Annotated in this window: 26 protein-coding genes and 1 pseudogene; 16 read left to right on the top strand and 11 right to left on the bottom strand. The window is 48.9% G+C overall.

The window, feature by feature from the left end:
* Window positions 1-92: 92 nt before the first annotated feature.
* Both L855_RS09490 and hoxE read right to left on the bottom strand, forming a co-directional pair.
* A complete protein-coding gene (locus L855_RS09490) occupies window positions 93-1,733 on the bottom strand; it encodes a NuoF family protein (RefSeq protein ID WP_159787273.1) in 1,641 nt (546 codons plus the stop codon).
* Between the two features lie 44 nt (window positions 1,734-1,777).
* Window positions 1,778-2,314, bottom strand: a complete 537-nt coding sequence (hoxE, locus tag L855_RS09485) for a bidirectional hydrogenase complex protein HoxE (RefSeq protein WP_159787270.1) — start codon at window positions 2,312-2,314, stop codon at window positions 1,778-1,780.
* A gap of 331 nt (window positions 2,315-2,645) precedes the next feature.
* Here hoxE and hypE point away from each other — a divergent pair, with 331 nt between their 5' ends.
* Window positions 2,646-3,683, top strand: a complete 1,038-nt coding sequence (gene hypE, locus L855_RS09480) for a hydrogenase expression/formation protein HypE (protein WP_192925019.1) — start codon at window positions 2,646-2,648, stop codon at window positions 3,681-3,683.
* On the opposite strand, the gene L855_RS09475 is transcribed toward hypE, so the two are convergent.
* Entirely contained in the window at window positions 3,680-4,456 is a 777-nt protein-coding gene (locus L855_RS09475) for a ParA family protein (protein ID WP_246198783.1), read from the bottom strand. The genes hypE and L855_RS09475 overlap by 4 nt on opposite strands.
* A gap of 170 nt (window positions 4,457-4,626) precedes the next feature.
* Between L855_RS09475 and L855_RS09470 the strand changes: the two genes are divergently transcribed.
* The 5 genes from L855_RS09470 to L855_RS09450 all read left to right on the top strand — a co-directional run bounded on the left by L855_RS09470 (window position 4,627) and on the right by L855_RS09450 (window position 7,756).
* Complete coding sequence (locus L855_RS09470) at window positions 4,627-5,289, top strand: Uma2 family endonuclease (RefSeq protein WP_159787267.1); 663 nt, start codon at window positions 4,627-4,629, stop codon at window positions 5,287-5,289.
* A 164-nt stretch (window positions 5,290-5,453) separates the two neighbouring features.
* Window positions 5,454-5,726: a hypothetical protein gene (locus tag L855_RS09465; protein WP_159787264.1), complete on the top strand. Its 273-nt coding sequence runs from the start codon at window positions 5,454-5,456 to the stop codon at window positions 5,724-5,726.
* Window positions 5,727-6,404: 678 nt separating this feature from the next.
* On the top strand, window positions 6,405-7,016 hold the full coding sequence (locus tag L855_RS09460; RefSeq protein WP_159787261.1) for a hypothetical protein: 612 nt from the start codon (window positions 6,405-6,407) through the stop codon (window positions 7,014-7,016).
* A 103-nt stretch (window positions 7,017-7,119) separates the two neighbouring features.
* Window positions 7,120-7,335: a hypothetical protein gene (locus L855_RS09455; RefSeq protein ID WP_159787258.1), complete on the top strand. Its 216-nt coding sequence runs from the start codon at window positions 7,120-7,122 to the stop codon at window positions 7,333-7,335.
* On the top strand, window positions 7,328-7,756 hold the full coding sequence (locus L855_RS09450) for an aspartyl protease family protein (RefSeq protein ID WP_159787255.1): 429 nt from the start codon (window positions 7,328-7,330) through the stop codon (window positions 7,754-7,756). Before L855_RS09455 ends, L855_RS09450 begins: the two co-directional genes overlap by 8 nt.
* A gap of 140 nt (window positions 7,757-7,896) precedes the next feature.
* Here L855_RS09450 and L855_RS22800 read toward each other — a convergent pair whose 3' ends face one another.
* Window positions 7,897-8,169: a phage integrase N-terminal SAM-like domain-containing protein gene (locus L855_RS22800; protein ID WP_425500604.1), complete on the bottom strand. Its 273-nt coding sequence runs from the start codon at window positions 8,167-8,169 to the stop codon at window positions 7,897-7,899.
* 492 nt (window positions 8,170-8,661) lie between these two features.
* Here L855_RS22800 and L855_RS09440 point away from each other — a divergent pair, with 492 nt between their 5' ends.
* From L855_RS09440 to L855_RS09380, 10 genes and pseudogenes are all read left to right on the top strand, one after another.
* Entirely contained in the window at window positions 8,662-9,783 is a 1,122-nt protein-coding gene (locus L855_RS09440) for a DUF4238 domain-containing protein (RefSeq protein WP_159787252.1), read from the top strand.
* A gap of 194 nt (window positions 9,784-9,977) precedes the next feature.
* The gene (locus L855_RS09435) at window positions 9,978-10,454 is read left to right on the top strand and encodes a hypothetical protein (RefSeq protein WP_159787249.1); all 477 of its coding nucleotides are present in this window, start codon (window positions 9,978-9,980) and stop codon (window positions 10,452-10,454) included.
* An 88-nt stretch (window positions 10,455-10,542) separates the two neighbouring features.
* A pseudogene (locus tag L855_RS21805) lies at window positions 10,543-11,228 on the top strand (helix-turn-helix domain-containing protein); the annotation flags it as partial.
* A gap of 34 nt (window positions 11,229-11,262) precedes the next feature.
* Complete coding sequence (locus L855_RS09420) at window positions 11,263-11,694, top strand: S-4TM family putative pore-forming effector (protein WP_343039357.1); 432 nt, start codon at window positions 11,263-11,265, stop codon at window positions 11,692-11,694.
* 468 nt (window positions 11,695-12,162) lie between these two features.
* Window positions 12,163-12,399, top strand: coding sequence for a hypothetical protein (locus L855_RS09410; protein ID WP_159787234.1), 237 nt, complete (start codon window positions 12,163-12,165; stop codon window positions 12,397-12,399).
* A gap of 609 nt (window positions 12,400-13,008) precedes the next feature.
* Complete coding sequence (locus L855_RS09405; RefSeq protein ID WP_219729899.1) at window positions 13,009-14,079, top strand: flavin monoamine oxidase family protein; 1,071 nt, start codon at window positions 13,009-13,011, stop codon at window positions 14,077-14,079.
* 458 nt (window positions 14,080-14,537) lie between these two features.
* Window positions 14,538-14,774, top strand: coding sequence for a hypothetical protein (locus tag L855_RS09395; RefSeq protein ID WP_159787234.1), 237 nt, complete (start codon window positions 14,538-14,540; stop codon window positions 14,772-14,774).
* A gap of 395 nt (window positions 14,775-15,169) precedes the next feature.
* Window positions 15,170-15,514, top strand: coding sequence for a DUF433 domain-containing protein (locus tag L855_RS09390; RefSeq protein ID WP_246198782.1), 345 nt, complete (start codon window positions 15,170-15,172; stop codon window positions 15,512-15,514).
* Window positions 15,515-15,785: 271 nt separating this feature from the next.
* The gene (locus L855_RS09385; protein ID WP_159787228.1) at window positions 15,786-16,010 is read left to right on the top strand and encodes a type II toxin-antitoxin system HicA family toxin; all 225 of its coding nucleotides are present in this window, start codon (window positions 15,786-15,788) and stop codon (window positions 16,008-16,010) included.
* On the top strand, window positions 16,007-16,225 hold the full coding sequence (locus L855_RS09380) for a type II toxin-antitoxin system HicB family antitoxin (protein WP_159787225.1): 219 nt from the start codon (window positions 16,007-16,009) through the stop codon (window positions 16,223-16,225). The genes L855_RS09385 and L855_RS09380 overlap by 4 nt, the downstream gene beginning before the upstream one ends.
* 277 nt (window positions 16,226-16,502) lie before the next feature.
* On the opposite strand, the gene L855_RS09375 is transcribed toward L855_RS09380, so the two are convergent.
* From L855_RS09375 to L855_RS09345, 7 genes are all read right to left on the bottom strand, one after another.
* Window positions 16,503-16,844, bottom strand: a complete 342-nt coding sequence (locus tag L855_RS09375) for a ribulose bisphosphate carboxylase small subunit (protein ID WP_159787222.1) — start codon at window positions 16,842-16,844, stop codon at window positions 16,503-16,505.
* Window positions 16,845-16,877: 33 nt separating this feature from the next.
* Window positions 16,878-17,300, bottom strand: coding sequence for a RuBisCO chaperone RbcX (gene rcbX / locus L855_RS09370; protein WP_159787219.1), 423 nt, complete (start codon window positions 17,298-17,300; stop codon window positions 16,878-16,880).
* A gap of 102 nt (window positions 17,301-17,402) precedes the next feature.
* Entirely contained in the window at window positions 17,403-18,815 is a 1,413-nt protein-coding gene (locus tag L855_RS09365; protein ID WP_159787216.1) for a form I ribulose bisphosphate carboxylase large subunit, read from the bottom strand.
* Window positions 18,816-19,481: 666 nt separating this feature from the next.
* The gene (ccmN, locus tag L855_RS09360; RefSeq protein ID WP_159787213.1) at window positions 19,482-20,228 is read right to left on the bottom strand and encodes a beta-carboxysome scaffolding protein CcmN; all 747 of its coding nucleotides are present in this window, start codon (window positions 20,226-20,228) and stop codon (window positions 19,482-19,484) included.
* 168 nt (window positions 20,229-20,396) lie between these two features.
* Entirely contained in the window at window positions 20,397-22,427 is a 2,031-nt protein-coding gene (locus tag L855_RS09355) for a RuBisCO small subunit-like domain-containing protein (RefSeq protein WP_159787210.1), read from the bottom strand.
* 117 nt (window positions 22,428-22,544) lie between these two features.
* A complete protein-coding gene (ccmL, locus tag L855_RS09350; protein ID WP_159787207.1) occupies window positions 22,545-22,844 on the bottom strand; it encodes a beta-carboxysome shell vertex protein CcmL in 300 nt (99 codons plus the stop codon).
* 13 nt (window positions 22,845-22,857) lie between these two features.
* Window positions 22,858-23,196 carry a carbon dioxide-concentrating mechanism protein CcmK gene (locus tag L855_RS09345; protein WP_159787204.1) on the bottom strand — a complete coding sequence of 113 codons (339 nt, stop codon included), beginning with the start codon at window positions 23,194-23,196 and terminating at the stop codon, window positions 22,858-22,860.
* Between the last annotated feature and the right edge of the window lie 64 nt (window positions 23,197-23,260).

The following is a 23,260-nucleotide window of genomic DNA, read 5'->3' as shown; positions in this document are numbered from 1 at the left end:
GATGTGTTCCGGCATCAGTTCAGGTTGTGACCCAGACCCATCGATTCAAACTTGCCGGAACGCATCGCTTAGGCAGTAGGCTCCCAGGAGGGTTAGCCTCTGTTAGCGGCGGCGACGGTGATGGGATCGGGTTGTAGGAGGTCTAGGTACTCTTGTTCAAAGTAATGGAGGGTGCTGAGGACGGGGTTGGGGGCGGTTTGGCCTAAGCCACAGAGACTGGTGGCTTGAACCATGCCGCAGAGTTCTTTGAGTCGATCTAAGTCCCGTTTCGTGGCTTTCTCGTCTAGGAGTTTGGTGAGAAGTTGATACATCTGTACGGTTCCGGCGCGACAGGGGATGCACTTGCCACAGGTTTCGCCTCGGCAAAATTCCATGTAAAACTGGGCGACTTGTACCATGCTGGTGTCGTCGTCCATGACCACCATGCCTCCTGACCCCATCATCGACCCGAGTTCCCGCAGGGAGTCATAATCGACGGGGGTGTCGAGTTCGCGATCGGGAATGCAACCGCCGGAGGGGCCACCGGTTTGAATGGCTTTGACGTTATTAGCACCAGGAACGCCGCCTCCCATCTCTTCGACAATTTCTCGGAGGGTAATGCCCATGGGAACTTCAATCAGTCCGTTGTTGCGGATTTTGCCGGTGAGGGAGAAGATTTTAGTGCCTTTGCTGCGTTCGGTGCCAATGCCGGCGAACCACTCGGCCCCATTGCGGATGATGGGGGAGATGTTGCCCAGGGTTTCCACGTTGTTGATGAGCGTCGGACAGCCGTGTAATCCTGAGACGGCGGGATAGGGGGGGCGGGGGCGAGGGTTGCCTCGTCCGCCTTCGACGGAGGCGATGAGGGCGGTTTCTTCGCCACAAACGAAGGCCCCGGCACCGACGCGAATTTCGATGGTGAAGTCTACGGGGGAGTCGAAGATTTGCGCCCCGAGGCAATGTTTGCGTTTGGCTTGCTGGATGGCTTTTTGCAGGCGGGTGATGGCTAGGGGATATTCGGCGCGAACGTAGATGTAGCCTTGGGTTGCGCCAACGGCGTAGCCGGCGATCGCCATCCCTTCTAAAATACGGTGGGGGTCACTTTCGAGGACACTGCGATCCATAAACGCCCCAGGATCTCCCTCGTCGGCGTTACAGATGATGTATTTCTGTCCGGGGGGCATTTTGGCGACGGTGGCCCATTTTAAGCCGGTGGGATAGCCTGCACCCCCTCGTCCCCGCAGTCCGGATTGGGTGATTTCTTGCACCACGTCAGCCGGGGACATTTCATAGATGGCGTGATGCAGGGCTTGGTAGCCGCCGACGGCTAGATATTCGTCGATGCGTTCGGGATCGATGCGGCCGCTATGTTCGCGGACGATGAGGAGTTGACGGCTAAAGAAGGGATGGTTGGGATCTCCTTCGATGGCATCGGCCTCGCCGGAACCGTTGAGACTGCCGATGATGCTTTCGGCTTGTTCGGGGGTGACTTTTTGATAGTGTTTTTTCTCTGCGGGGGAGTCGGCGTCTTCGATTTCCACCATCGGCCCTTGGCCACAGAAACCCATGCAGCCGACGCCAACGGCTTCAACGGTATCGCCGAGGTTGTGGGTTTTGATGGCGTTGTCGAGTTGTTTTTTAACGTCGAGGGATTGGGAGGCTTGGCAACCGGTGGAGGTGCAACAATGGATGCGGATGCGTTTTTGGGCTTGTTTGGCTACGGTAGCCTGTTCGAGGAGTTCAGCTCGTTCCATGGCGGTTAATCATTAAGGATGTCGTACTGGCTGGGGAGGTGGGGTTAGCTGTCTGCTTGTTTCCAGCCATGAATGCGATCGCAGGTTTGTTCGGGGGTTTGCTGGCCGGCGACTTTGCCGTCATAGACAACGGCTGGGGCAATGCCACAGGCACCAATGCAACGAGCGGTGACGATGGATACTTGCCCGTCTTCGGTGGTTTCCCCGGCGGCGATACCCACATCCTCTTCGACGGCTTTGAGGATGTCGCCGCCGCCTTTGACGTAGCAGGCGGTTCCCAAACAGACGACGCAGGTATGGGCCCCGCTGGGTTTGAGGGAAAAGAGATGGTAGAAGGTGGCAACGCCGTAGACTTGGGAGAGGGGCAGTTGCAATTTATGGGCAATGTAGCTTAGGACATCTTCTTCAAGAAAACCAAAGGCTTCTTGGGCTTTGTGGAGGATTTCGATGAGCGCATCCTGTCGATATTGGTTGCGCTTCATTGTGATGTCTAGAACTTTGAAGCGTTTATCGGGTTTGCCGTCTTGGGTTTTGGCTTTTTCGGTAGATTTCGCTGGGGGTGAGGTACGGGTGGCAGTCATTCGTGTTTCCTCAGGTTGCGGTGGGAGTGGGGCGATCGCGCTCGGGAGCAAATGGAGCGTAGGTTCGAGTCTTGGCGCGATCGCCCTCAGGGTTGGATGTATAAATCAGCTATCTGTGCTACTGTTTTTTAACGGAAAGATTAGGAAATCTTTAAGATTGCCTTAAGTAACACATTGGTTGTTTTTCTTCCTTGAACGTAACGACTAGAACTGCATCTATTGTGAGCAGTATATGGAAGAAAATCAACTAAAACTTAAGTTAATTTACAAAAATCCTCCCAATTTATTTGTTACGATAAATAAGATTTGTATATAAAAATTTATTAAGAAGATGAGTGATTTTGACGTCACATCCGGGTCCTGTCCCCTGCCAATTCAGCAATATCCCCATGTTTTATTGGCCCATGGAGGAGGGGGACGGTTGATGCAACACCTGATTAATCAGGTCTTTCTGCCCGCGTTTGGCTCTGCGGATCAGGTGCAACATGATGCGGCGACGTTGAACCTAGAGGGTGATCGCATCGCCTTAACCACCGATTCTTATGTGGTTCATCCCCTGTTCTTCCCCGGTGGCGATATTGGGTCGATGGCCGTCTATGGCACAGTCAATGATTTGGCTATGGCGGGGGCCCGGCCTCAATACCTAACGGCGGGGTTCATTTTGGAGGAAGGCCTCCCCATGTCGATTCTCTGGCAAGTGGTGCAATCCATGGCGGCGGCGGCTGAGAAAGCAGGGGTACAGATTGTTACAGGAGACACGAAGGTCGTCGATCGCGGGAAGGGAGATGGCATCTTTATTAATACCGCTGGAGTGGGGGTTGTGGCGGGCGATCGCACCATTTCCCCCAGCCAAGTCCAGGTGGGAGACGTGGTGTTAGTAAATGGTGACATTGGCCGTCATGGCATTGCCATTATGGCGGTGCGGGAGGGGTTAATGTTCGAGACAGTCATTGAAAGTGATTCGGCCCCCGTGGCGGCGGAGGTGTTGGCCCTGTTGGAGGCGGGGATTGAGGTACATTGTCTGCGGGATTTAACCCGAGGTGGCTTGGCCAGTGCCTTGAATGAGATTGCCGTGGCCGCCAAATTGGGGATTCGCCTGGAGGAGAGGGCGATCGCCGTCCGCGATGATGTCCAGGGGGCCTGTGAAATTCTCGGCTTTGACCCCCTCTATCTAGCCAATGAGGGCCGCTTTATCGCGATTGTTCCCCCCAATCAAGTCCAGGCGGCGTTAGAGAGTTTAGGAGAGGGGGCCGCTGAGATTGGCGTCGTCACAGACACCACAACTCCCCCCGTTACCATGATGAGTGAGATTGGGTCCCTACGAACGGTAGATCTATTGAGTGGGGAACAGTTACCGAGGATTTGTTAAAGCAGATGCTCGTTAGGAGGCTGATTGGTGTCAGGGGCGATCGCCCGAATCACCCGTTCATAGGGTTCAATCAGTTTGCGGTTGCGGCTGAAGCGGTGGATGGGTTGGCCGACAAAACTGGCTTCGGCGAATTGGATGGATTTGGGAACTGGCTTGAAAATCGTCACCTGATGATGCCGTTTCTTCAGTTCATCCAAGACTCGCCGCGTCATCAGGGTATTTTCCGCCATCGTCGGCAACACCCCCAGCAGTCGCAGTCGCAAATTATAGGTTTTGCGGATATCGGAGATTTCATCAAAGAGGCGATCGAGTCCCCGCAAGGAATAATAGTGACATTGCACCGGAACCAACACCGCATCCGCTGCCGCCAGGGCGTTAAGTGTCAGCAACCCTAAATTGGGGGGACAGTCGATGAGAATGTTGGTGTAGCGACCTTGAAGTGTTTGTAACTGTTCTTTAAGGATAAAGAAGCGTTTGGGATCTTCAGAAATTTCGTTTTCAGCCTTCGCCAGGGTGCTATCGGTGGGCAAAATATCCAGGCCGATATACGTCTCTAAAATCGGTTCTGCGGGGGTTTCCTGACGCGTCATCACGTCGTAACTGCCGATTTGTTCTTTTTCCATCTCAATGCCAAATCCCATGGTCAGATTGCCCTGTGGATCTAGGTCAATCGCAAGACATCTCTGGGTTTGGGCAAGTAATCCGCCCAGTGCGATAGTGGAGGTGGTTTTTCCTACGCCCCCTTTCGGACTGGCAATTGCAATGATCGCCACGGCTGAACCCTTTAACTCGATAACACTTCGGCACAGTCTGCGCCTTCCCAACTATACCGGATTTCGGGAAAGGGTCAGGATTATGAACCGTTCACGCCTAATGTTCTCTTGGCCTAGACGACTCAGTTGCCATAATAGAATCGTCCCCAGTCTAGGACTTCAGAACCACCATGGTACTTCAGAGTCAGACTTATCCACCCTTAGAAAACGGCGATCGCCTCAGCTACGGAGAATTTGAGCGACGTTACGCGGCGATGCCTCCTCATCAGAAAGCCGAATTAGTTGAAGGAGTTGTGTATATGGCCTCGCCGCTACGGTTTACCACTCATGCTAAGCCTCACGCCGATTTGATGGGATTGCTGTGGACCTATAAGATGGCAACCCCACCTACGGAAATGGGGATTGAACCCACCGTTCGCCTCGACTCCGACAATGAGTTTCAACCCGATGGCGTGTTGCTAATGCCTGGGGGGAGTTCTCAACTGAATCAAGAAGGGTATATTCAAGGTTCCCCGGAATTGGTGGTTGAAATTGCAGCCAGTAGTGCGGCGATCGATTTAGGGGACAAAAAACGGGTGTATCGACGCAATGGGGTTCAGGAATATCTGGTTTGGCAAATCTTTGATGAACAACTGGATTGGTTTTATCTTGAAGAAGGTGTTTATCAGTCTATTACCCCGGATGATGAGGGGATTCTCCGTAGTCGTGTTTTTCCGGGGTTATGGCTGAATCGGCCGCAACTGTTGCAAAATAATCTGGCGGCTGTGCTTAATACGCTACAACTGGGGCTGCAATCTTCGGAACATCAGGCGTTTGTGCGATCGCAATCTTAACAAGGTCATTTTTGAGGGTTTTTGATAGTGTAAACGTTCAGTCTAAGAAGGGTAAACAACAAAGGTGGTAGCGTTATCCCCGTCGTCAATCAACCGATTCGATTTATGGTGGGGATACCTCAAGCTATACTTGAAACAGCAAAAGTTAAGAGTAGGTCATACTAATGACAGTTCGACAATCCCGTTACAGCAAAGAGGAATTTGCTCGCCGTGGTGATGAGATCTATGAATCTCAGGTGCGATCGCAAGTCGAGGAAGGCAATCATGGCAAGATTGTTGCGATCGACATCGAAACTGGAGCCTTTGAGGTGGATGAAAGTGAAGTTGCTGCCTGCAATCGCCTTGAAGCCCGTTACCCAGATGCTCAAATCTGGATTATTCGTGTTGGTTCTCGTCATGTACGGCGATTCGGCGGGCGAACGAAGCAATCTGTATGATCTCTGGAATTGTCCGTGATTTTGAGCCGATTATTCCACTTTCAGTTTGTGGCTCCGTTGACTATCCCGGTTGATGAGGCTGACTCAGATCCCCTGATTGGAATGTTACTGATGGAAGGCTATCAGCTGACGGTGCAGGTATTCGAGGGTGGTTTTATCGAACTGAGCAAAGTTAACACAGTCTAAAAACTCGGTTGGAGTGGACTGGAAAAATTGGTCGGTGGCGTAGCAAAAATGGTCGGAAGCCGCTCAACCAGAACGTTGGGCAGCCATGCTTTCGGATGCAACACGAAAACTAGGTAGTGAATTTTCGTCATAAATTTTTCGTCATGGAGATATGACTTGTCGGTTTTGCGAGTGAGATGCCGGAAGCGGATGGCTTGGCGCACGTGATCGAGACGTTTGGGCGGTTGAGGCACTTCCATGACAGGACTTGCGCTAGAAGACGACCAAAACGGGTGTTAGACCGCATGTGCGGAATAGCACCCATAATGTCCGAGTTAGACCGCCAGTGCTTGACAACACCCTCCAGGGTGAGCTATTTTAACAGTTGCCGTCTAGTAAATAGTTAGGTAGATTTATACGCTAGCTACGGTGGAATCTTAAGCTGTCTCCGGCAAAAAATAGAATGCATGTGCTAAGACCTAGGCTCTAAGTAACGTATAGGGAGGAGTGAGATTGGAAATTCTAGTTCATGGCAATCATTACGGCATTGCTCAGATTCTTGAATATTGGCGGCACCTGTACGGATGGAATCATCTCCAATACCAAGTGGAGCATTCTTTCCTAGAAACAAAAGTTCAGAACCATCTTTTCAAGCATCCTGAATTTTTTGGTTATGGTTGGGAGCCGGTAGCGAAGAATCAATCACTTCAGACGGTAATCGAAAAGCTAGATGGGAAAATTGACCGTCATCGGAAAGAATTACAAACATCCGCTGATCTAGTTTTTCGTAAAGGCAATCAGTTAATAGTAGTTGAAATAATGCGTCCAAGTTTGCGCGCAGACATGGATCACCTGGCTCGAATTCAACTGTATCATAACTATCTTGACGGATTCTTGAAGACGTATAATGTCAGAGGGATTTTTATTGCGAAGGAAGCACTTGACCCTGGTGTTTCAATAGGATTAAGTAAATTGCCAAAAATCGATATTCAATTTTTGACCTGGCATCAGTTTATTGAACGGACAAGACCAGAGCTAAAACTTGATGTTATTTGGCTGATCGATAGCGCTGTCAATCAAATTGCAGGATTGCTACCCCCCGCACCAGAACCTTCATTTAGTTGAGTCGAGAATTCTTAGAATTAAAGTGGTATTTGTAAAGTTGCTTGATACCATGTAGAAGTATTCTAAGAATGATTAGAATCCAAATCTACTCAGAGAGCTTTTTATGGTTTCATTAGAATTAATATCAACCTTGAGAGAGTTGAGCCGTTCAGACAAGTTTTACGTCATGCAGCTTCTTATCTCCGAGCTTGCCCAACAGGAAACCGACCTTATTAAACCTGAGCAAGCTTATTCAGTGTGGTCGCCCTATGGTGCAGACGAAGCAGCGGATACGATGTTAAAGGTTCTACAATCTGCCAAAGCTTCAGATCATGAATAATGCTGAGCGGTATCCATTCCTTTCCGGTGATCCGGCATTAGGAGAAGCCAGTTTTCATCCATATCTGCCTTTTACCCTGGGTCATCAAGAGAAGACTATCGCTACAACAGGTTTACTGGATACTGGGGCAAGTGTAAATGTATTGCCCTATTCTCTGGGGATCGAGATTGGGTACGAATGGGAGAGACAGTCTACTGCATTAAGCTTGACAGGCAATTTGGCTCAATATGAAGCGCGTGTCGTGCTTGCCCAAGCGGTTTTTGGACAGTTCGAGCCTGTGCAACTGGTATTCGCCTGGACACAGGCGACCAATGTCCCGCTTATCCTGGGACAAGTGAACTTTTTTATGGAGTTCAATGTTTGCTTCTATCGTTCACAGCTAGAGTTTGCCGTCACTCCCAAAACTTTGATTTCAGAGTAGGTCGGTTGCTCTTGTCAGCCTCCTAACACCTCGTTGGTGCGTGCGGACGGAATAAACGTTATCGTTGGGAATTCAAGGTTATCTGCCGCCGCACAACTTCATCGTCAAACCGACATCCCAATCTTTCAATACATTTTGAACTACTTTAATTCTGGTTCAAGAGTTAGTTGAGAGTTGGGTAATACTAGTTCAGTTCGACTAGCAATCTTATCAGCCAGGTCTTTAAAGTCCTTGTATACATCTTCTGTAACTGCAAGATGGGTCAGGAAGGTCTCAACCTCTAGTGACCCCATATCTTTAGGGTGGCGTTTGTTATGAAAAAGGATATAGCGACGAATCCAGGCTACATAGCTTTGTTCAGTGCGGTAGCTATAGTGTTTTAGTCTGATGGCATCGCGGACTTGATCTAACAGTTTTCGCTTGGGAGGATCTGTGGTAGCTATAGTGTTTTAGTCTGATGGCATCGCGGACTTGATCTAACAGTTTTCGCTTGGGAGGATCTGGGGGCAGGGATTCCATGGAAACAGATGCAGCATAACACTCTGTTCCTTTAGCACTATAACTCTTGGCAGCAAAGACTTGTAGCCCTTTAAGGCTAAGGTGCATATCTGCTTGATTCCGTATAACATTTACCTTTTTAAGAACTGAAATCCTTGCCAGTTAAGGGTTTTGGTGAACTATGAGGTTTTGTATATGCTAGATCTAGCAATTTTTGACATCTCAATATTGATGTGCTAAAATCCTGCGGAGGCTTAGTTATGGAGGGTTCAGCTCCCCAAATCTTAGGTGTGTTGGGCTGCTGATCGCTGCCTAATCAATAGTTATGCCGCTTGGTCTTTGGTTAGGATGTATGTTAAGGCTGTTTGTTGGCAGTCAGCCCTTTGTGTATTACCTGAAAAGAGTTGATGAGTAAGCAAATAACTAAGAACCAACATTACGTTCCCCAATGCTTGCTTAAGCATTTTGGCTGTGATGCAAGGAAAGGGAAAAAGATAAATGTATTTGATATAGAAAGGTCTGTTGTGAGATATAACCAGTCAGTTAAGGAGGTTTTTTCACAGAATTATTTTTATGGCAGGGACAATGAAGTTGAAACCTTCATGGCTGAAGAAGTAGAAGGTCCAGCTTCAAAAATATTAGACAAAATTGTTGATGGAGACTTTAATATAGTTGACGAAGATGTTTTGACTTTACACAGATTCGTTTTATCCCTTTTTTGTAGAACACCTGAGGCAAGTGAAAGAGCAAGTGGATTTGTAAATTCACACCTTGAGTCAACGGTGCGCGAACTTTTAAGCTTGAACGGGTTTGATCCAGAAGAAGCAAGTGCCGGACGCTTGAACTTTTGCCAAGATCGGTTAGCATCTCTAATTACTGTTCAAGGAGTGATTGATGCCATAATCTTAAGAGATTTGAGGTATCACATTATTAAAAATGAAACTGCGTCAGAGTTTTACATATCTGATCATCCTGTATTCATCTACAATTGGCTTTATCGGGATTTGGAATATCCTGGAGTCACAAGCATTACTGCACTTGGACTGCAAATTTTCCTTCCTTTGTCTCCCAAAATAACACTTTGTTTCTATGATCCAAAAGTGTATAAGTATGGACAAAAAAGCTTGGTAACTTGCGTTTCAAAAGATGAAGATATTGAAATCTTGAATTCTTTCCAGGTGATCAATTCAGATTCAGTAATAGGATTTTATTCACAACAAAATGAAGCTCACGTAAGGCGATTATACGAAAGATATAAAAACATAAATTTACATCAGTATGAGAGCGGTATTTTATCAACTGAAAAGGAGGGTAAGGGAAGAATAAGATCTACACATTTTGTTTTCACTCGCCAAGCGAAGCTCAAGAAAATGCCTTCATTTGTAAAAGTTAAGAAAAAGTCTAGAAGTTATGCGTCTTCGTATCAGGAAAGAGATCCTGAGTTATCTACAAAACACATGGAGTTTAAAAGATTTATGAATGAGCAAAGACAACGTAGTATTCTTGAGTTAGATCAAGGCGATCGTTAATACAGTTAGCTACACGGCATAACAATTCGGGTGCAGTGGATTGACCGAAGCCGCTTGGGTTGGATGCAAAGACCTCAGCAACCGCTGACCCGAACCGTTAGACCGCAAAGCCTTGGTTTATGAGATTGGCTTAAACGTTCTATTTTTAAGATTCAATTGGGGAACACTATGTATGTGCGTGTTGAATTGCTAACATGAACCCTAGACAGCTTGAGCAAGATCTGGAATTACCAAATATTAGAGCATCGTTGATTGCTTATCGCGATGCTGCACAAAAAAGTAGCTGGTACATTCGCTTTTCTATTTCAGGTCCTGATGGAAGATATAATCCTGGAATAGCAGTTGTACCTAGTTCTAGAGTTTCCAAATTGGTAAACGATCTTAGAAAAGCACACCAGAAGATGAAACTTCTTGAGCAAAAGAGGTATTCGGGAGAATTTTCAGAAGATTTCGTCTTGCGCGGTGAGGTTAGTGATACTTTGTCTGTGAAAGTTTCCAGTAAGAAATCACACTTCCTATTTTGGAGTTATAAGAAAATACGGCTGTACTTCCTGGTTTCAAGTAAAACCAATACATTTAGTAGATCTTTTGACTCAGACGATGTTGAAACCGTCATCAATACATTATCCTCAGCAGAAAGCTTAGCAAAGCAACTTATCAATCAGCTATAACCCTGGAAAAAGTAGATAAGCAGGTCATACCAAAAAAAGGAGGTATATTACAGATTATAAAGTGTTTCCCCAGAAAGGAGTCAGAGGTATGGGAGCCCGACTGAGAGTGTTTCTCAACCGCGAAGAAGAAAGAACGCTCTGGGAGATGAGGAAGGCAACGACGGTGAGTCAGCGAGTCAAAGACCGAGCCGAAGCCGTTCGTCTGAGCCACCAAGGGTGGTATGTCGAACAGATAGCCGAGCACCTGCACCCAACGGTCAAGACGGTGAGGAAAACTCTCAAGACTTGGATAGATAAGGGATTAGGGGGACTGTGGGAAGCCCAAGGACGGGGACGGAAAAAAACTTGGAATGAAGAAGACATCGAAGATCTAGAAAACTGCCTCAGAAATGACCCAAGAACCTATAACAGCGAGCAACTGGCGGAAAAACTGCGCCGCGAACGACAAATGAACCTGAGTCCTGAGTATCTGTGTCAGATCCTCAAAAAAAGGGGGTCATTTGGAAGCGGACCCGAATAAGCCATCAACAACGACAAGACCCCCAAAAGCGCCTAGCTAAGCCAAACGACCTGGAAATGCTCGAACTCGCTGCCGCTGCTGGAGAGATTGACTCACTCTACACGGACGAATCGGGATGCTGTTTGTGGAGTGCCGCCAGCTACAGCTATTACTTCAAGGGAGAACAGAAACGGCAAGAACAGACGAAGAAACGAGGGAAACGAGGGAAACGAGTGAGTCTGTTAGGGCTATGGCAACCCTTAGTGACTTTTATCTGTATCTTTTGATACCAGTTTTGATGCGTTTGCCCTGGATGCTCAATTGCGTCGGCGTTATTCTAAGTGGATAGTTTTCGTCCTATTTTTTCTAGCCGTTATTGTTCTTCTAATTGGCTTAATTGGGGGATTAACTCTTGAAAAGTTTCTATTAGCTGTTCTAGTTCCATTAATTCCTGCCTTTGTTTTTGGATTGCGCCAATACACTGAACATAATGAAGCTGCTGTCAGATTGGATCGGTTAAGAGAAAACGCAGAAGCACTTGTCCAGGAAATAATCAATAAAAGGTATACTCCGCAAGATCTTGAGAGAGAATCGTATAGTCTGCAAACGCAGATCTTTGATAACCGTCGGCGCAGTCCGCTAATTCTGGACTGGCTTTATTCACGACTAAGGCACGAAGATGAGGAGAAGATGAATAAAGGTGCTGAATCTTTAGTTCAAGAATTGATTCAAAACCCTTAGTCTAGGCGATCGCGGCGCAGCATAACAAATTGTTGCAGCGGCGGAATAGAGACGGTCAGTGGTGATGCCGCGGAATAGAGACGGTCAGTGGTGATGCCTAGGTATCTACCGTCGCTGAACTCAGTCGTTATGCCGCTTTAGTTACGGTCGGTAGCAGATGTTGAAATGCCTGCCGTAGCAGAGATCAAAATGCGCTAGTATCAAAGAGCACTTTTCCGGTTGCTCTGGCGTGGACTTCGAGATTATTAGCGATATCACAAAGGTTGAGGTGATTGCCACAGGAACAGGAATTCGTGATCGGGTACGATTGCGGAAGCAATATGGTTGAGGGAAGTGGAGAAAGTTGAAGGGTATTGCCCAAGTTCAGCTTCCAAACGGTATGCTACGGTTAGCGGAGATCCACTGGTATGAGGCTCATGGGGTCGGCAAAAAAGAGTTCAAGCTCAAGCTACCGTTTCTAGATTGACTATGAAAACCGAGCAAGTCCGATCAAATCAGTTCGCGGTATGCCTGAATAATGAAGGCTATAAAGCATCATTGGAAGTTGGCAAAATATACCGAGTGATTGTTGATGAGGAAGCAAGCAAAAACGGGCTGGTTCGAGTCATTGATGAGAGCGGTGAGGATTACGCTTTTTCTGCAAATCGGTTTTACCCGATTGAAGTGCCAAAGCCTGTAGAAGAGGTACTGCTAGCAGCGTGTTAGCGACAGCAGCACAACGCAATCGTTGTTCAGTGCGGTAGCTATAGTGTTTTAGTCTGATGGCATCGCGGACTTGATCTAACAGTTTTCGCTTGGGAGGATCTGAGGGCAGGGATTCCATGGAAACAGATGCAGCATAACACTCCGTTACTTTCGCACTATAACTCTTGTCAGCAAAGGCTTATACCCCTTTAGGGCTAAAGTGCATATCTGCTTGATTCTGTATAACATTCACTTTTTAAGGACTAAAACCCTTACCAGTTAAGGGTTTTAGTGAAATATGAAGTTTTGTATATGCTAGATCTAGCCATTTTTGACATCTCAATATTGATGTGCCAAAGTCCTGCCGAGGCTTGGTTATGGAGACTTCAGCTCCCCAAATCTTAGGTGTGTTGGGCTGCTGATCGCTGCCTAATCAATAGTTATGTGTATAATTAAACGCAACTCCATTGTTGCGAACATCAATGTTGCCATTAGCATCTAAAACGGAGGTGTGAGGTGAATCGAAGAGAATTTATTAAAATGTGTGGGTTGCTAGGGATATCTGTATCTCTAACGTCATGCAAGAGCGACAGTAGCTCGGTCTCCACACCGTCAAATTTTTCTGGGTCTGTGCTTATTATTGGTGCGGGTGCGGCTGGGCTGGCTGCTGGATATTTGCTTAATCAGAACGGCATAAGCTTCCAGATGCTGGAGGCATCCTCCACATATGGTGGCAGGATGAAACGCACGACCACATTTGCCGATTTTCCTATCCCGCTAGGGGCGGAATGGTTACATGTCTCAGAAAACGAATTAACGAAGATATTAAAGGCATCGTCATGGGAAAACTCTATTGAGCTTCAAGGTTATACAGGTCAAGAGCAAGTTGGGTATTTTGAGAATGGATTTCTAAACCTTTCGCCAATTTCTGACGCATTTGGCAGTGACTTTGAAGATAAAAAATTTATAAACTCCACCTGGTTTGATTTTTTTGAAGAATATGTTGCCCCGAGTATCCAGTCACAAATAACTTTTAACGCTCAGGTAGTGTCAATTGACTATACAGGAGACAAAATTATTGTCACTGACCATAATGGATTGCTTTACGAAGCTGACAAAGTCATTGTCACGGTGCCGTTGAAAATATTACAAAATGAGGTTATTAGTTTTAGCCCGTCCCTGCCATATAGCAAAATGGATGCTATCCAAGAGGCTCCGCTTTGGGGGGGGATCAAAGTGTTTATACGCTTCTCTGAAAGATTTTATCCGACTTACCTAACCTTTCCTGATAGTGAAACAAGTACTGGTCAACGTGCCTATTTTGATGCCGCATACGCCCAGGACACATCATTCAATGTGCTTGGGCTTTTCGCCGTGGGTCAGCAAGCAAAGCAGTATCAATTGGTTTCGCAAGAAGTTCAACTCGAATACATTCTTAACGAGTTAAACCAAGTTTTCGATGGTAAAGCCTCTCAAAATTATATAGATCATGTCGTGCAGAATTGGGATGATGAGCCATTTATTCAATCGGCATACCTAGCGGATATCGCACCGTCGAGTATTTCGAATGCTCTTTCCAGTACTATCGACCATAAGTTATATTTTGCGGGGGACTCGTACACGCAAGAAGAGGATTGGGGCGCAGTACACAACGCAACTCAAAGCGCTAGGCGTGTTGTAGAGGAAATCTTGAAGACCTAAGCTCTCGATGGAAAGACTGTCGTTTGATCACGAAACACATAACAATCACATGTACTCGGACAGCAAAAAGCGCCGCTCGTTCCTCGCTCTGCTTTTTACTGCCTGTGATGTGAGGCATTATGCCGCTTTAGTTACGGTCAGTGGCAGATGTTGAAATGCCTGCCGTAGCAGAGATCAAAATGCGCTAGTATCAAAGAGCACTTTTCCGGTTGCTCTGGCGTGGACTTCGAGATTATTAGCGATATCACCAAGGTTGAGGTGATTGCCACAGGAACAGGAATTCGTGATCGAGCACGATTGCGGAAGCAATATGGTCAAGGGAAGTGGAGAAAGTTGAAGGGTATTGCCCAAGTTCAGCTTCCAAACGGTATGATACGGTTAGCGGAGATCCACTGGTATGAGGCTCATGGGGTCAGCAAAAAAGAGTTCAAGCTCAAGCTACCGTTTCTAGATTGACTATGAAAACCGAGCAAGTCCGATCAAATCAGTTCGCGGTATGCCTGAATAATGAAGGCTATAAAGCATCATTGGAAGTTGGCAAAATATACCGAGTGATTGTTGATGAGGAAGCAAGCAAAAACGGGCTGGTTCGAGTCATTGATGAGAGCGGTGAGGATTACGCTTTTTCTGCAAATCGGTTTTACCCGATTGAAGTGCCAAAGCCTGTAGAAGAGGTACTGCTAGCAGCGTGTTAGCGACAGCGGCACAACGCAATCGTTAAATCTTATCAAGCTGGGAATGTGATGTTTTTGGAGACAATGCCTACTTTTCAACAACATTGGTAGGATCAGGGAGGTTTACCCGCTTTCCAAGAGCGCGATCGGGCTATGCTCAATCTGCCTGAGAGCCGCTATCATCGATAGAATGGGCACAAAGTTTTGGGTGAAGTAGCAATGACTGAGTTGCTTGAGCGTGGGATCGCCGAATTGAAAACTTTGCCGGCTGATGAGCAAGATGCGATCGCTGCTCGTTTACGTACCGAGGAGGGCACTATTGCTTAAAGGGGTGATCAACGTTGCGTTCAAGCCATGCACTAGGCTTATTGCTAAAATATTGGTGTAAAGTTCAACTCAGGTGCAATATGTCCCTAATGAGCACCCCAGGAAAATTCCAAGCAACCTCTCCTCTTCTACGCTGGGATGAAGCGGGGGGTATCCGTATTGGTTCGAGCCGAGTGACTCTAGATAGTCTACTCGCTGCATACCATAATGGCTCCACTCCTGAAGAGATCGCTATTCAGTATTCAGTTCTTCATTTAGAAGACATATACAGTGCGATCGCTTATTATCTAAACCATCGTCAGGAAATCGACAATTATTTAGAGCAGCGCAATCAAAAAGCCCAGCAACTCAGACAAGAACTTACTCAAAGGCATAACCTAGTCGATCTGAGGCAGCGCTTGCTTACTCGTCAGTCACAAAAAGAACCGAGATAAAATGCCCCTTCTAACTGACGAAATGATTTAGAACTATTGATTGGTTCTAGTGAACCTAAAGAATATGAGGGTCAAGTTCTTTTCATACCTTTCTCCTAAACCCCAGTCAAAGCCTAACTAAACCGTTAGTTGACATCCTCTCCCTGCAACCCTAACGGGGAATGCTAGTTCAGTGGCTAATCTTCCATGAGTATATTTACCATCAACAGTGTAACAGTGCCTTGAAAGGAAGGAAAGTGAGAAAAGAGGGTAGAACACTAAGACAATATCCATGCCCAGGAAGATTCGAGAGTTGAAAGCTCAGGTTGCCCATGAAGGATTTGTTTACTTGCCCAAGCGTGGCAAGGGTAGCCATGAACGTTGGCGACATCCTTTGATCGGAAAAACACTGACTATTCCAGGCAAGGATGGAGATGATGTGCCACTCTACCTAGAAAAACAACTAGAAAAATTACTTACTGCACTTGCAGAGTTAAGAGAGGACGGGGATTCATGAATCGATACAGTATGATTGTTCAGTGGTCTGATGAAGATCAGCTTTTCTTGGTCACAATTCCCGAATTTGCTGATCTTGTCGTGATGCCTTGCACTCACGGAAAAACTCGTGAAGAAGCAATTCATAACGGTGAAGAAGTCATAGAAATGTACTTGGAAGCTTGGCAGGCAGAAGGTCAAATGATTCCCGAACCCAGCACACTCCAAGTGGCTTGACGCTTTTGGTATAGCAAGCGAAGGTTCGGTGAGGACAATCTTTGCCGGAAAAGGGCAACCACCACTTCGACTATCGCTCAGTGACCAGGGATTGCCCCTACATAGTTTTTGTCCTATCTATACCTCCTAATTGCCATAATACAGAATTAGGTCAAAGTTCTTCATGAGAAAAAGCCCCCTAAACCCAAATGATGGTCGGGGGGCAATTGACGTTAAGGCGGGGTCTTAGCCCATTATCCTCTCAGCAAAATTCCATCTCGATGAGAGGACATGTAACTTAGTAGCGACCGATGCCTTGGCCGGGTTTGTAAACGATGAAGCTCACCGTTTGGCACTGTTTGATGTTGTCGAAACCCACCACGCGGATGTAGCAGTTGGAGTACTCAGAACGGCACTCACGAACTTCACTCAGCACATCCTGAGGCGTGGAGGCGGAGAACAGAGGCAGTTTCCACATAGTCCAGTGGTGGTCAGTGGGTAGAGGATTTTCCTCAAATTCAACCGCAGGAATGAAACCTTGGTCGAACATATATTGGATCTGGCTGACGATTTGTTGGTCAGTCAGAGGGGGAAGATAGGACAGAGTTTCGTAACGACGCTCTTTAGGCAGGGTTTTCATCAGAAATGACTCCTTGTTCTGTGACAAATGATCTTAATCAGGGACATCCCGACTCTCAGACTCCGGAGGCGGTGAGTCGTCTCGCGAAGTTGAAGCAGGGGAAGGTGAGCTAGGTTCAGCCGTTCGGGTCAGGCGTTCTAGGAGTTGGCGGCGGTGGTCTGTGTTGGACTGCTCAATTTGGGCCATCACCATACTCGGCAACAACTCCAAAATCGACTCCGCCAGATGAGCGCGCACCGTCAAGACTCGTAGCATGAGTTCTTTATTCTCCTGCATCAAGCCCTGTAAATACGCCTCACCATCCTGAACGCGATTCCCCGAAGAATACTCACTGAGCCAAAGGGCCAGGGAAGGATTGGTTTCTGAAAGCTGCTCGATAATCGTCCGAACCGCTTGATAGGTCAGGTAACTTTGCAGCACCTTGGCCGTATCGTTGGCGACTTTTTTCGGATACATCTAGGCTTTATCCTTCCCGAAACGCCTTGGCAGAGTTGGACTAGTGGTCATGAGCGCTCCTTAAGTAACGGGTCGCTCTTACCACTAGCAACTTAAGCGGGATTAGAGAGTATCAACCGCTTCATACTCGAACTTGATTTCTTTCCAAAGTTCGCAAGCCACGGCCAAGTCAGGAGACCATTTAGCAGCTTCGCGGATGATGTCGCCACCTTCACGCATGAGGTCACGACCTTCGTTACGGGCTTGAACACAAGCTTCGAGAGCCACACGGTTGGCGGTTGCACCAGGCGCGTTACCCCAGGGGTGTCCGAGGGTTCCACCACCGAACTGTAAGCAGGAGTCATCGCCGAAGATTTCCAGCAATGCGGGCATGTGCCAGACGTGAATCCCACCGGATGCCACAGGCATAACCCCAGGCAGGGAAGCCCAGTCTTGGGTGAAGAAGATACCGCGAGAGCGATCTTCTTCGACGAAGTCTTCACGCATCAGGTCAACGAAGCCCATGGTGATGCCTTTTTCCCCTTCGAGTTTACCGACGACGGTACCGGAGTGGAGGTGGTCACCACCAGACAGGCGCAGACATTTTGCCAGAACCCGGAAGTGAATCCCGTGGATTTTCTGACGGTCGATGACGGCGTGCATGGCACGGTGAATGTGCAGCAGCACTCCGTTGTCACGGCACCAACGAGCCAGGGTGGTGTTGGCGGTGAAGCCACCGGTGAGGAAGTCGTGCATGATAATGGGGGTGCCGATTTCTTTGGCGAATTCGGCCCGTTTCATCATCTCCTCAACGGTAGGAGCGGTCACGTTGAGGTAGTGACCTTTGATTTCGTTGGTTTCAGCCTGAGATTTCTCGATGGCTTCTTGAACGAACAAGAAGCGATCGCGCCAGCGCATGAACGGCTGAGAGTTGATGTTTTCGTCGTCTTTGGTGAAGTCCAAACCACCGCGCAGACATTCATAGACGGCGCGACCGTAGTTTTTAGCGGACAGGCCCAATTTCGGTTTAATGGTGCAACCGAGCAGAGGACGACCGTATTTGTTCAATTTGTCCCGCTCAACGGTGATGCCGTGGGGGGGACCTTGGAAGGTTTTAACCAGGGCAACCGGGAAGCGGATATCTTCTAAGCGCAGAGCTTTGAGGGCTTTGAACCCAAAGACGTTCCCAACGATGGAGGTGAGGATGTTGGTGACAGAGCCTTCTTCAAACAGATCCATCGGGTAGGCGACGAAGCAGAAGTACTGGTTGTCTTCGCCAGGGACGGACTCGATATCGTAGCAACGACCTTTGTAGCGATCGAGGTCAGTCAGTCCGTCGGTCCACACCGTAGTCCAGGTTCCGGTGGACGATTCAGCAGCAACAGCGGCAGCGGCTTCTTCTGCCGGAACACCGGGTTGGGGACTCATGCGGAAACATGCCAACAGGTCGGTGTCTTTGGGGGTGTAGTCAGGGGTGTAGTAGGTCAGGCGGTAGTCCTGCACACCTGCTTTATATCCAGCTTTCGCTTGTACCATATTCCTCGCTTTCTCCTTGGGTATCAGGGTTTCGTATAATTAACAACTATCTGCACGCTTCCTTCTCAAGACTGCCACGACAGGATGTCGTCTCTAATGTCTGGATTGTTTGCACCCATGCAAGACCCGATAGACGAGTGGCATGAGTGCGATCGGCGGTGAGATCGGTTGAGGTCACTTCCCGCTTGCGCGAGTCAGTGCTGGGTTAGGAACCAGTACCCAGACAACCAACAACGTCGGCGAAAGGCTCAACTCGGCCGACGCTTCGTTTCGGAAACGCAGTCGAATTTTTTTCTCGCGTTAATTTTGCGCGCTTGACGTGGGAAGTTTATGAAGCCAACAGTTCGGATTGAATGTTTCCTTACCAAAAGAGATCCTATCACGGATCGGATCCTTTTTTTTTAAGAGTTGACTGATTTTTCGGGCTATCCCCATTGCAATTTTTGGGGAGGCTGATTAGTTTGACTAATGCCTGTCTCGATGTAAAGAAATCTGACAGATGTTGAAGAAAAAAAAAGGCAATGCCCTCCCCCCCTGCCTGGGAAACGACAGGAGTCAGGTAGAGGGATTGACCTAAATCAGGATATGGGAATCGATCGCCGGGAGCGTCCTAGATATTTAGATAGCTCAGGGTCAAATCGTCGTCAAAATTCTGGATTTTATCCCCTAGGATGACTCTGAGGGATGAGCGGGGTTGGGGTTAGAAGGGGATTTCAAATGCTGAGCATGAGGAAACAGAGTTGTTAACATCTGATTCAGACGAACTTGTCCATAAATCAGTCGCTTGACGACAGCGGGATTGGAGTCGACAGCGACCTCTGATGCTTGGACGGATGGGTCAGGGTTAGAGTCAGGGGAAGTCGTCTCTTGCGGCTCGGAGGGTGACTCAGTGGACGCCGATGCGGATGCCTCGCCGTCAGTCTCTGAATCGGGCTGGGGAGCTTTTGACTCCGGGTCTTCGCGGGTTACGGACGACTCAGACGATTCCCCATCCCAGGGAGAGGGCATCTCTGAAGCGGGGGGCTGAGGTGCAGGGGTCTCCTGGTGGCTGGCCTCCTGAGAGCGACTGCGATCGCCCAAAACCGTCCCCGCCGCGACCACATCATCGGCCGCAATATCTTGATTAATAATTGTCGAAGCGGCTCCAATACTGGCATACGGGCCAACGGTACAAGCTCCGATCATCAAAACGCCAGCCCCTAAGTTGGCTCCCGCCTTAATACAAATATTGCCCTTGTGAGCATGAATCACAACACCTAACCCCAGACAAACTCCATCTGCAATGACGATGCGCTCGTCCGGTCCCGCTTGTAAAACAACTCCTGGAGCGATCGCCGCATTGGCATGAATGGTTACGTCTCCACTGACGAAGACATCCTCGCGCTCTAGGGGGGATATCGGTAGCGGTTGCATTGGGTTCTCGCGGATTATCAAACGTAGGGAACAGGTCAATCGGATGTGAACCGGTGTCCCTAATCAGTTCACTGAAGGAGAAGAGATGGCAGTGTTGAGACATCCGACCTACGGTCGCAGGCGGTCGTTACACTGCCATTTCGCTCTTCATGTGATCTGCCCTATCCCTTATGGGCGCTGAATCACAGTTTCCAGAACACGGCGTTTGGCGTTGGGGTCAATGCCAATCAAACGCACATACTCACCACTGTGTTCTTTCATGCAGGCCTCAAGGGCCGGAACCACATCCGTCATTTGAGAGCTGTCAATGGGGGAACAGCTTTTCCAGGATTGGGTCTTGAACCGTCGAGCTGTGGCGTGTTCAGTCCCGATGCGATAGCCCTGGGCCAGCAGCGATCGCACCTGATCGAGGGTATCGCGCTCGAGTTGGCTACTGGTCACAGTACGACCATTGCCATTTTTCTGAGCCTGATACTGGCTCACACTCGCGCCAAAGCCTTTACGGCCGCTGGTCGTGGCAGCACCATTGCCGTTACTCTCCGAACCAGGACGCTGAATAATGGTTTCACTGACCCGGCGTTTGGCGTTAGGGTCAATGCCAATCAACTGCACATACTCACCGGCATGATCGGCGACACAGGCCTCGAGTTGACTCAAGACCTGATTGAGCTGTTTGGACTCAATCGGAGCGCAGGTTTTCCAGGATTGGGTTTTAAAGCGGCGCGGGGTGGCATGTTCTGTCCCAATGCGATAGCCCTGAGAGAGCAGCGATCGCACTAATTCCACCGTCTCCCCACCGAGAGATCCCTGACCCGAGACCGAGCGAGCGCTTGGCCCCTGACTGGTAACGGCGGCGACTTTCTCAACCGCGCCTTTACTGGGGGGGGTCACGCCATCGGGCCGTTGCACAATGGCTTCGACCACCCGGCGTTTAGCAGCGGGGTCAATGCCAATCAACTGGACATAGTCACCCGTAGCTTCGGCCAGAATCTGATTCAGTTCCGAGATCGCCGTTTGAGGAGAACTCGATAACGTCCCCACCGTCAACCAGGATTTGGTTTTGAAGCGGCGAGCCGAGGCCCGTTCCACTCCAATCTGATACCCCGATTGCAGGAGTGATCGCACCTGATCAGCAGCACTGGCATCCAAACTGGCCCCAGCTCCCGAAGCCGCAGGACGAGCGCCATTGCCGCGACTGGCCCGATACGAAGACGTCCCGGAGGAGCTGCCCCCGCCAAGACTTGGGGTTTCTCCGGGACGCTGAACAATCATTTCGGTGACGCGCCGTTTCGCGTCCGGGTCAATGGCGATCAGGCGCACATATTCCCCTTGATACTCTCGCAAAATCGTTTCGATTTCCCTGAGCGCACCATCGGCGCGAGTGTTGGATAAGGTCCCGGCCGTGAGCCAAGACTTGGTTTTAAATCGGCGGGCATTGGCGTGTTCAATACCGATTTTGTAGCCCTGTTGGAGCAAGCGTTTCACTTGCCCGGTCACTTCATTATTTAAACTCATACTCCCTACTGACGTATCCTCAGATACAGCGATGTCCTTGCCGTCACCGTTACGATTTGCTCGAGTCGTCTGTTGTCGCGCAGAAGACTCACCCTCTGGGTTTGAGGATGAGGAGACCCCTCGCTGCAATGCGACATTCGCCTCAAGCAAATACTGTGCGAAATCCCGATCTACCGGTCGTACATCGGGCAGCCGATCCGCTTCGGCTTGGGTGGTAATGACCGATCCCGATGGCACATACTTCCCAGGAGGAATCTCAACATCCTGGATTAGGGTGTGCATCATCACCACCGAACCTTGACCCACCCGCGCATTAAACACCGTCGAACGAAAGCCGATGAAACAATCGTCTCCAATGTAGGCCGGGCCATGAACCAAGGCTAAATGGGCCACACAACTGTTGCGACCGATCCACACCGCGTATTCACGCTGGCGATCGCCCACAACCGTTGCACCGTTTAGCCCTTGAATAATGACTCCATTTTGAATATTCGCGTGATCGCCGATATAAAACGGCGACTCCGCGTCAGCACGAACCGAGGTTCCTGGTGCGATCGTCGCTCCTTCGCCGACGGTGACGTCGCCGATGACATTAGCAAACGAATGCACATAGGCGGTGCGATGTATCTTGGGTTCGGCAAGCTCCCGCTGGGGGGATGGAGCCGCGCGCTTGCGGACAACCATAACGAATTTCGATCCTCAATCAACTCAATGGACCCAACCCTGTTTTGGCCGAGCCGAAACAGACCTGGGGCAAAAATGGCTAAAAACTCTAGTTCCTAGGCAGCGACCCGTTCACGATTAGTAACAATCTTTTTTGTTATAAACCTGTCGGTTTTCTAAACTCACCGTATCGATAATGCCCACAGTTAGGGCATCAATCGGAGAATCCTCACGACCGGGTTCAACCCGAGCCGCACTGCCACGACTGAACAGAACCCATTCCCCAACTCCAGCACCCACGAGATCAGCGGCTACCTCGTACTCAGGGAGTAGCTCCCCCTCAGCATCCACCAGTTGTAAGACCAGGAGTTTTAACCCCCTCATCTTGTTTAACTTCTGGGTACTAACGACGGTTCCGCAGACTCTGGCAATTTGCATTATCTATGCTGGCTTAGCGGCTAATCGAGCGAGGCGAACCAATGCTCTCACGGAACTGTTCTACTGCTTCGGTGTAACGAATTGGCAGAACATACTCCAAGTTTTCATGAGGACGAGCAATGATGTGCGTCGAGAGCACCTCACCCCCATTGACTCGTTTCACGTTATCGGTGCCAGCGGCGATGGAGGCTTGCACCTCCGAGACATCGCCCCGGACAATCACGGTCACGCGACCTGAGCCAATTTTCTCGTATCCCACCAGGGTCACCCGAGCGGCCTTGACCATGGCATCAGCGGCTTCCACCACTGCCGGAAACCCGAGGGTTTCAATCATTCCTACGGCAATTGACATTGTTTTTTTAACTCCTGAAATAAATCATCATCCCAACTTAGACCTTGGACGTAAGGGTTACCCC

The sequence above is a fragment of the Sodalinema gerasimenkoae IPPAS B-353 genome (assembly GCF_009846485.1).
Classification (GTDB): Bacteria; Cyanobacteriota; Cyanobacteriia; order Cyanobacteriales; family Geitlerinemataceae; genus Sodalinema; species Sodalinema gerasimenkoae.
This window is presented reverse-complemented; position numbering and strand designations above follow the sequence as displayed.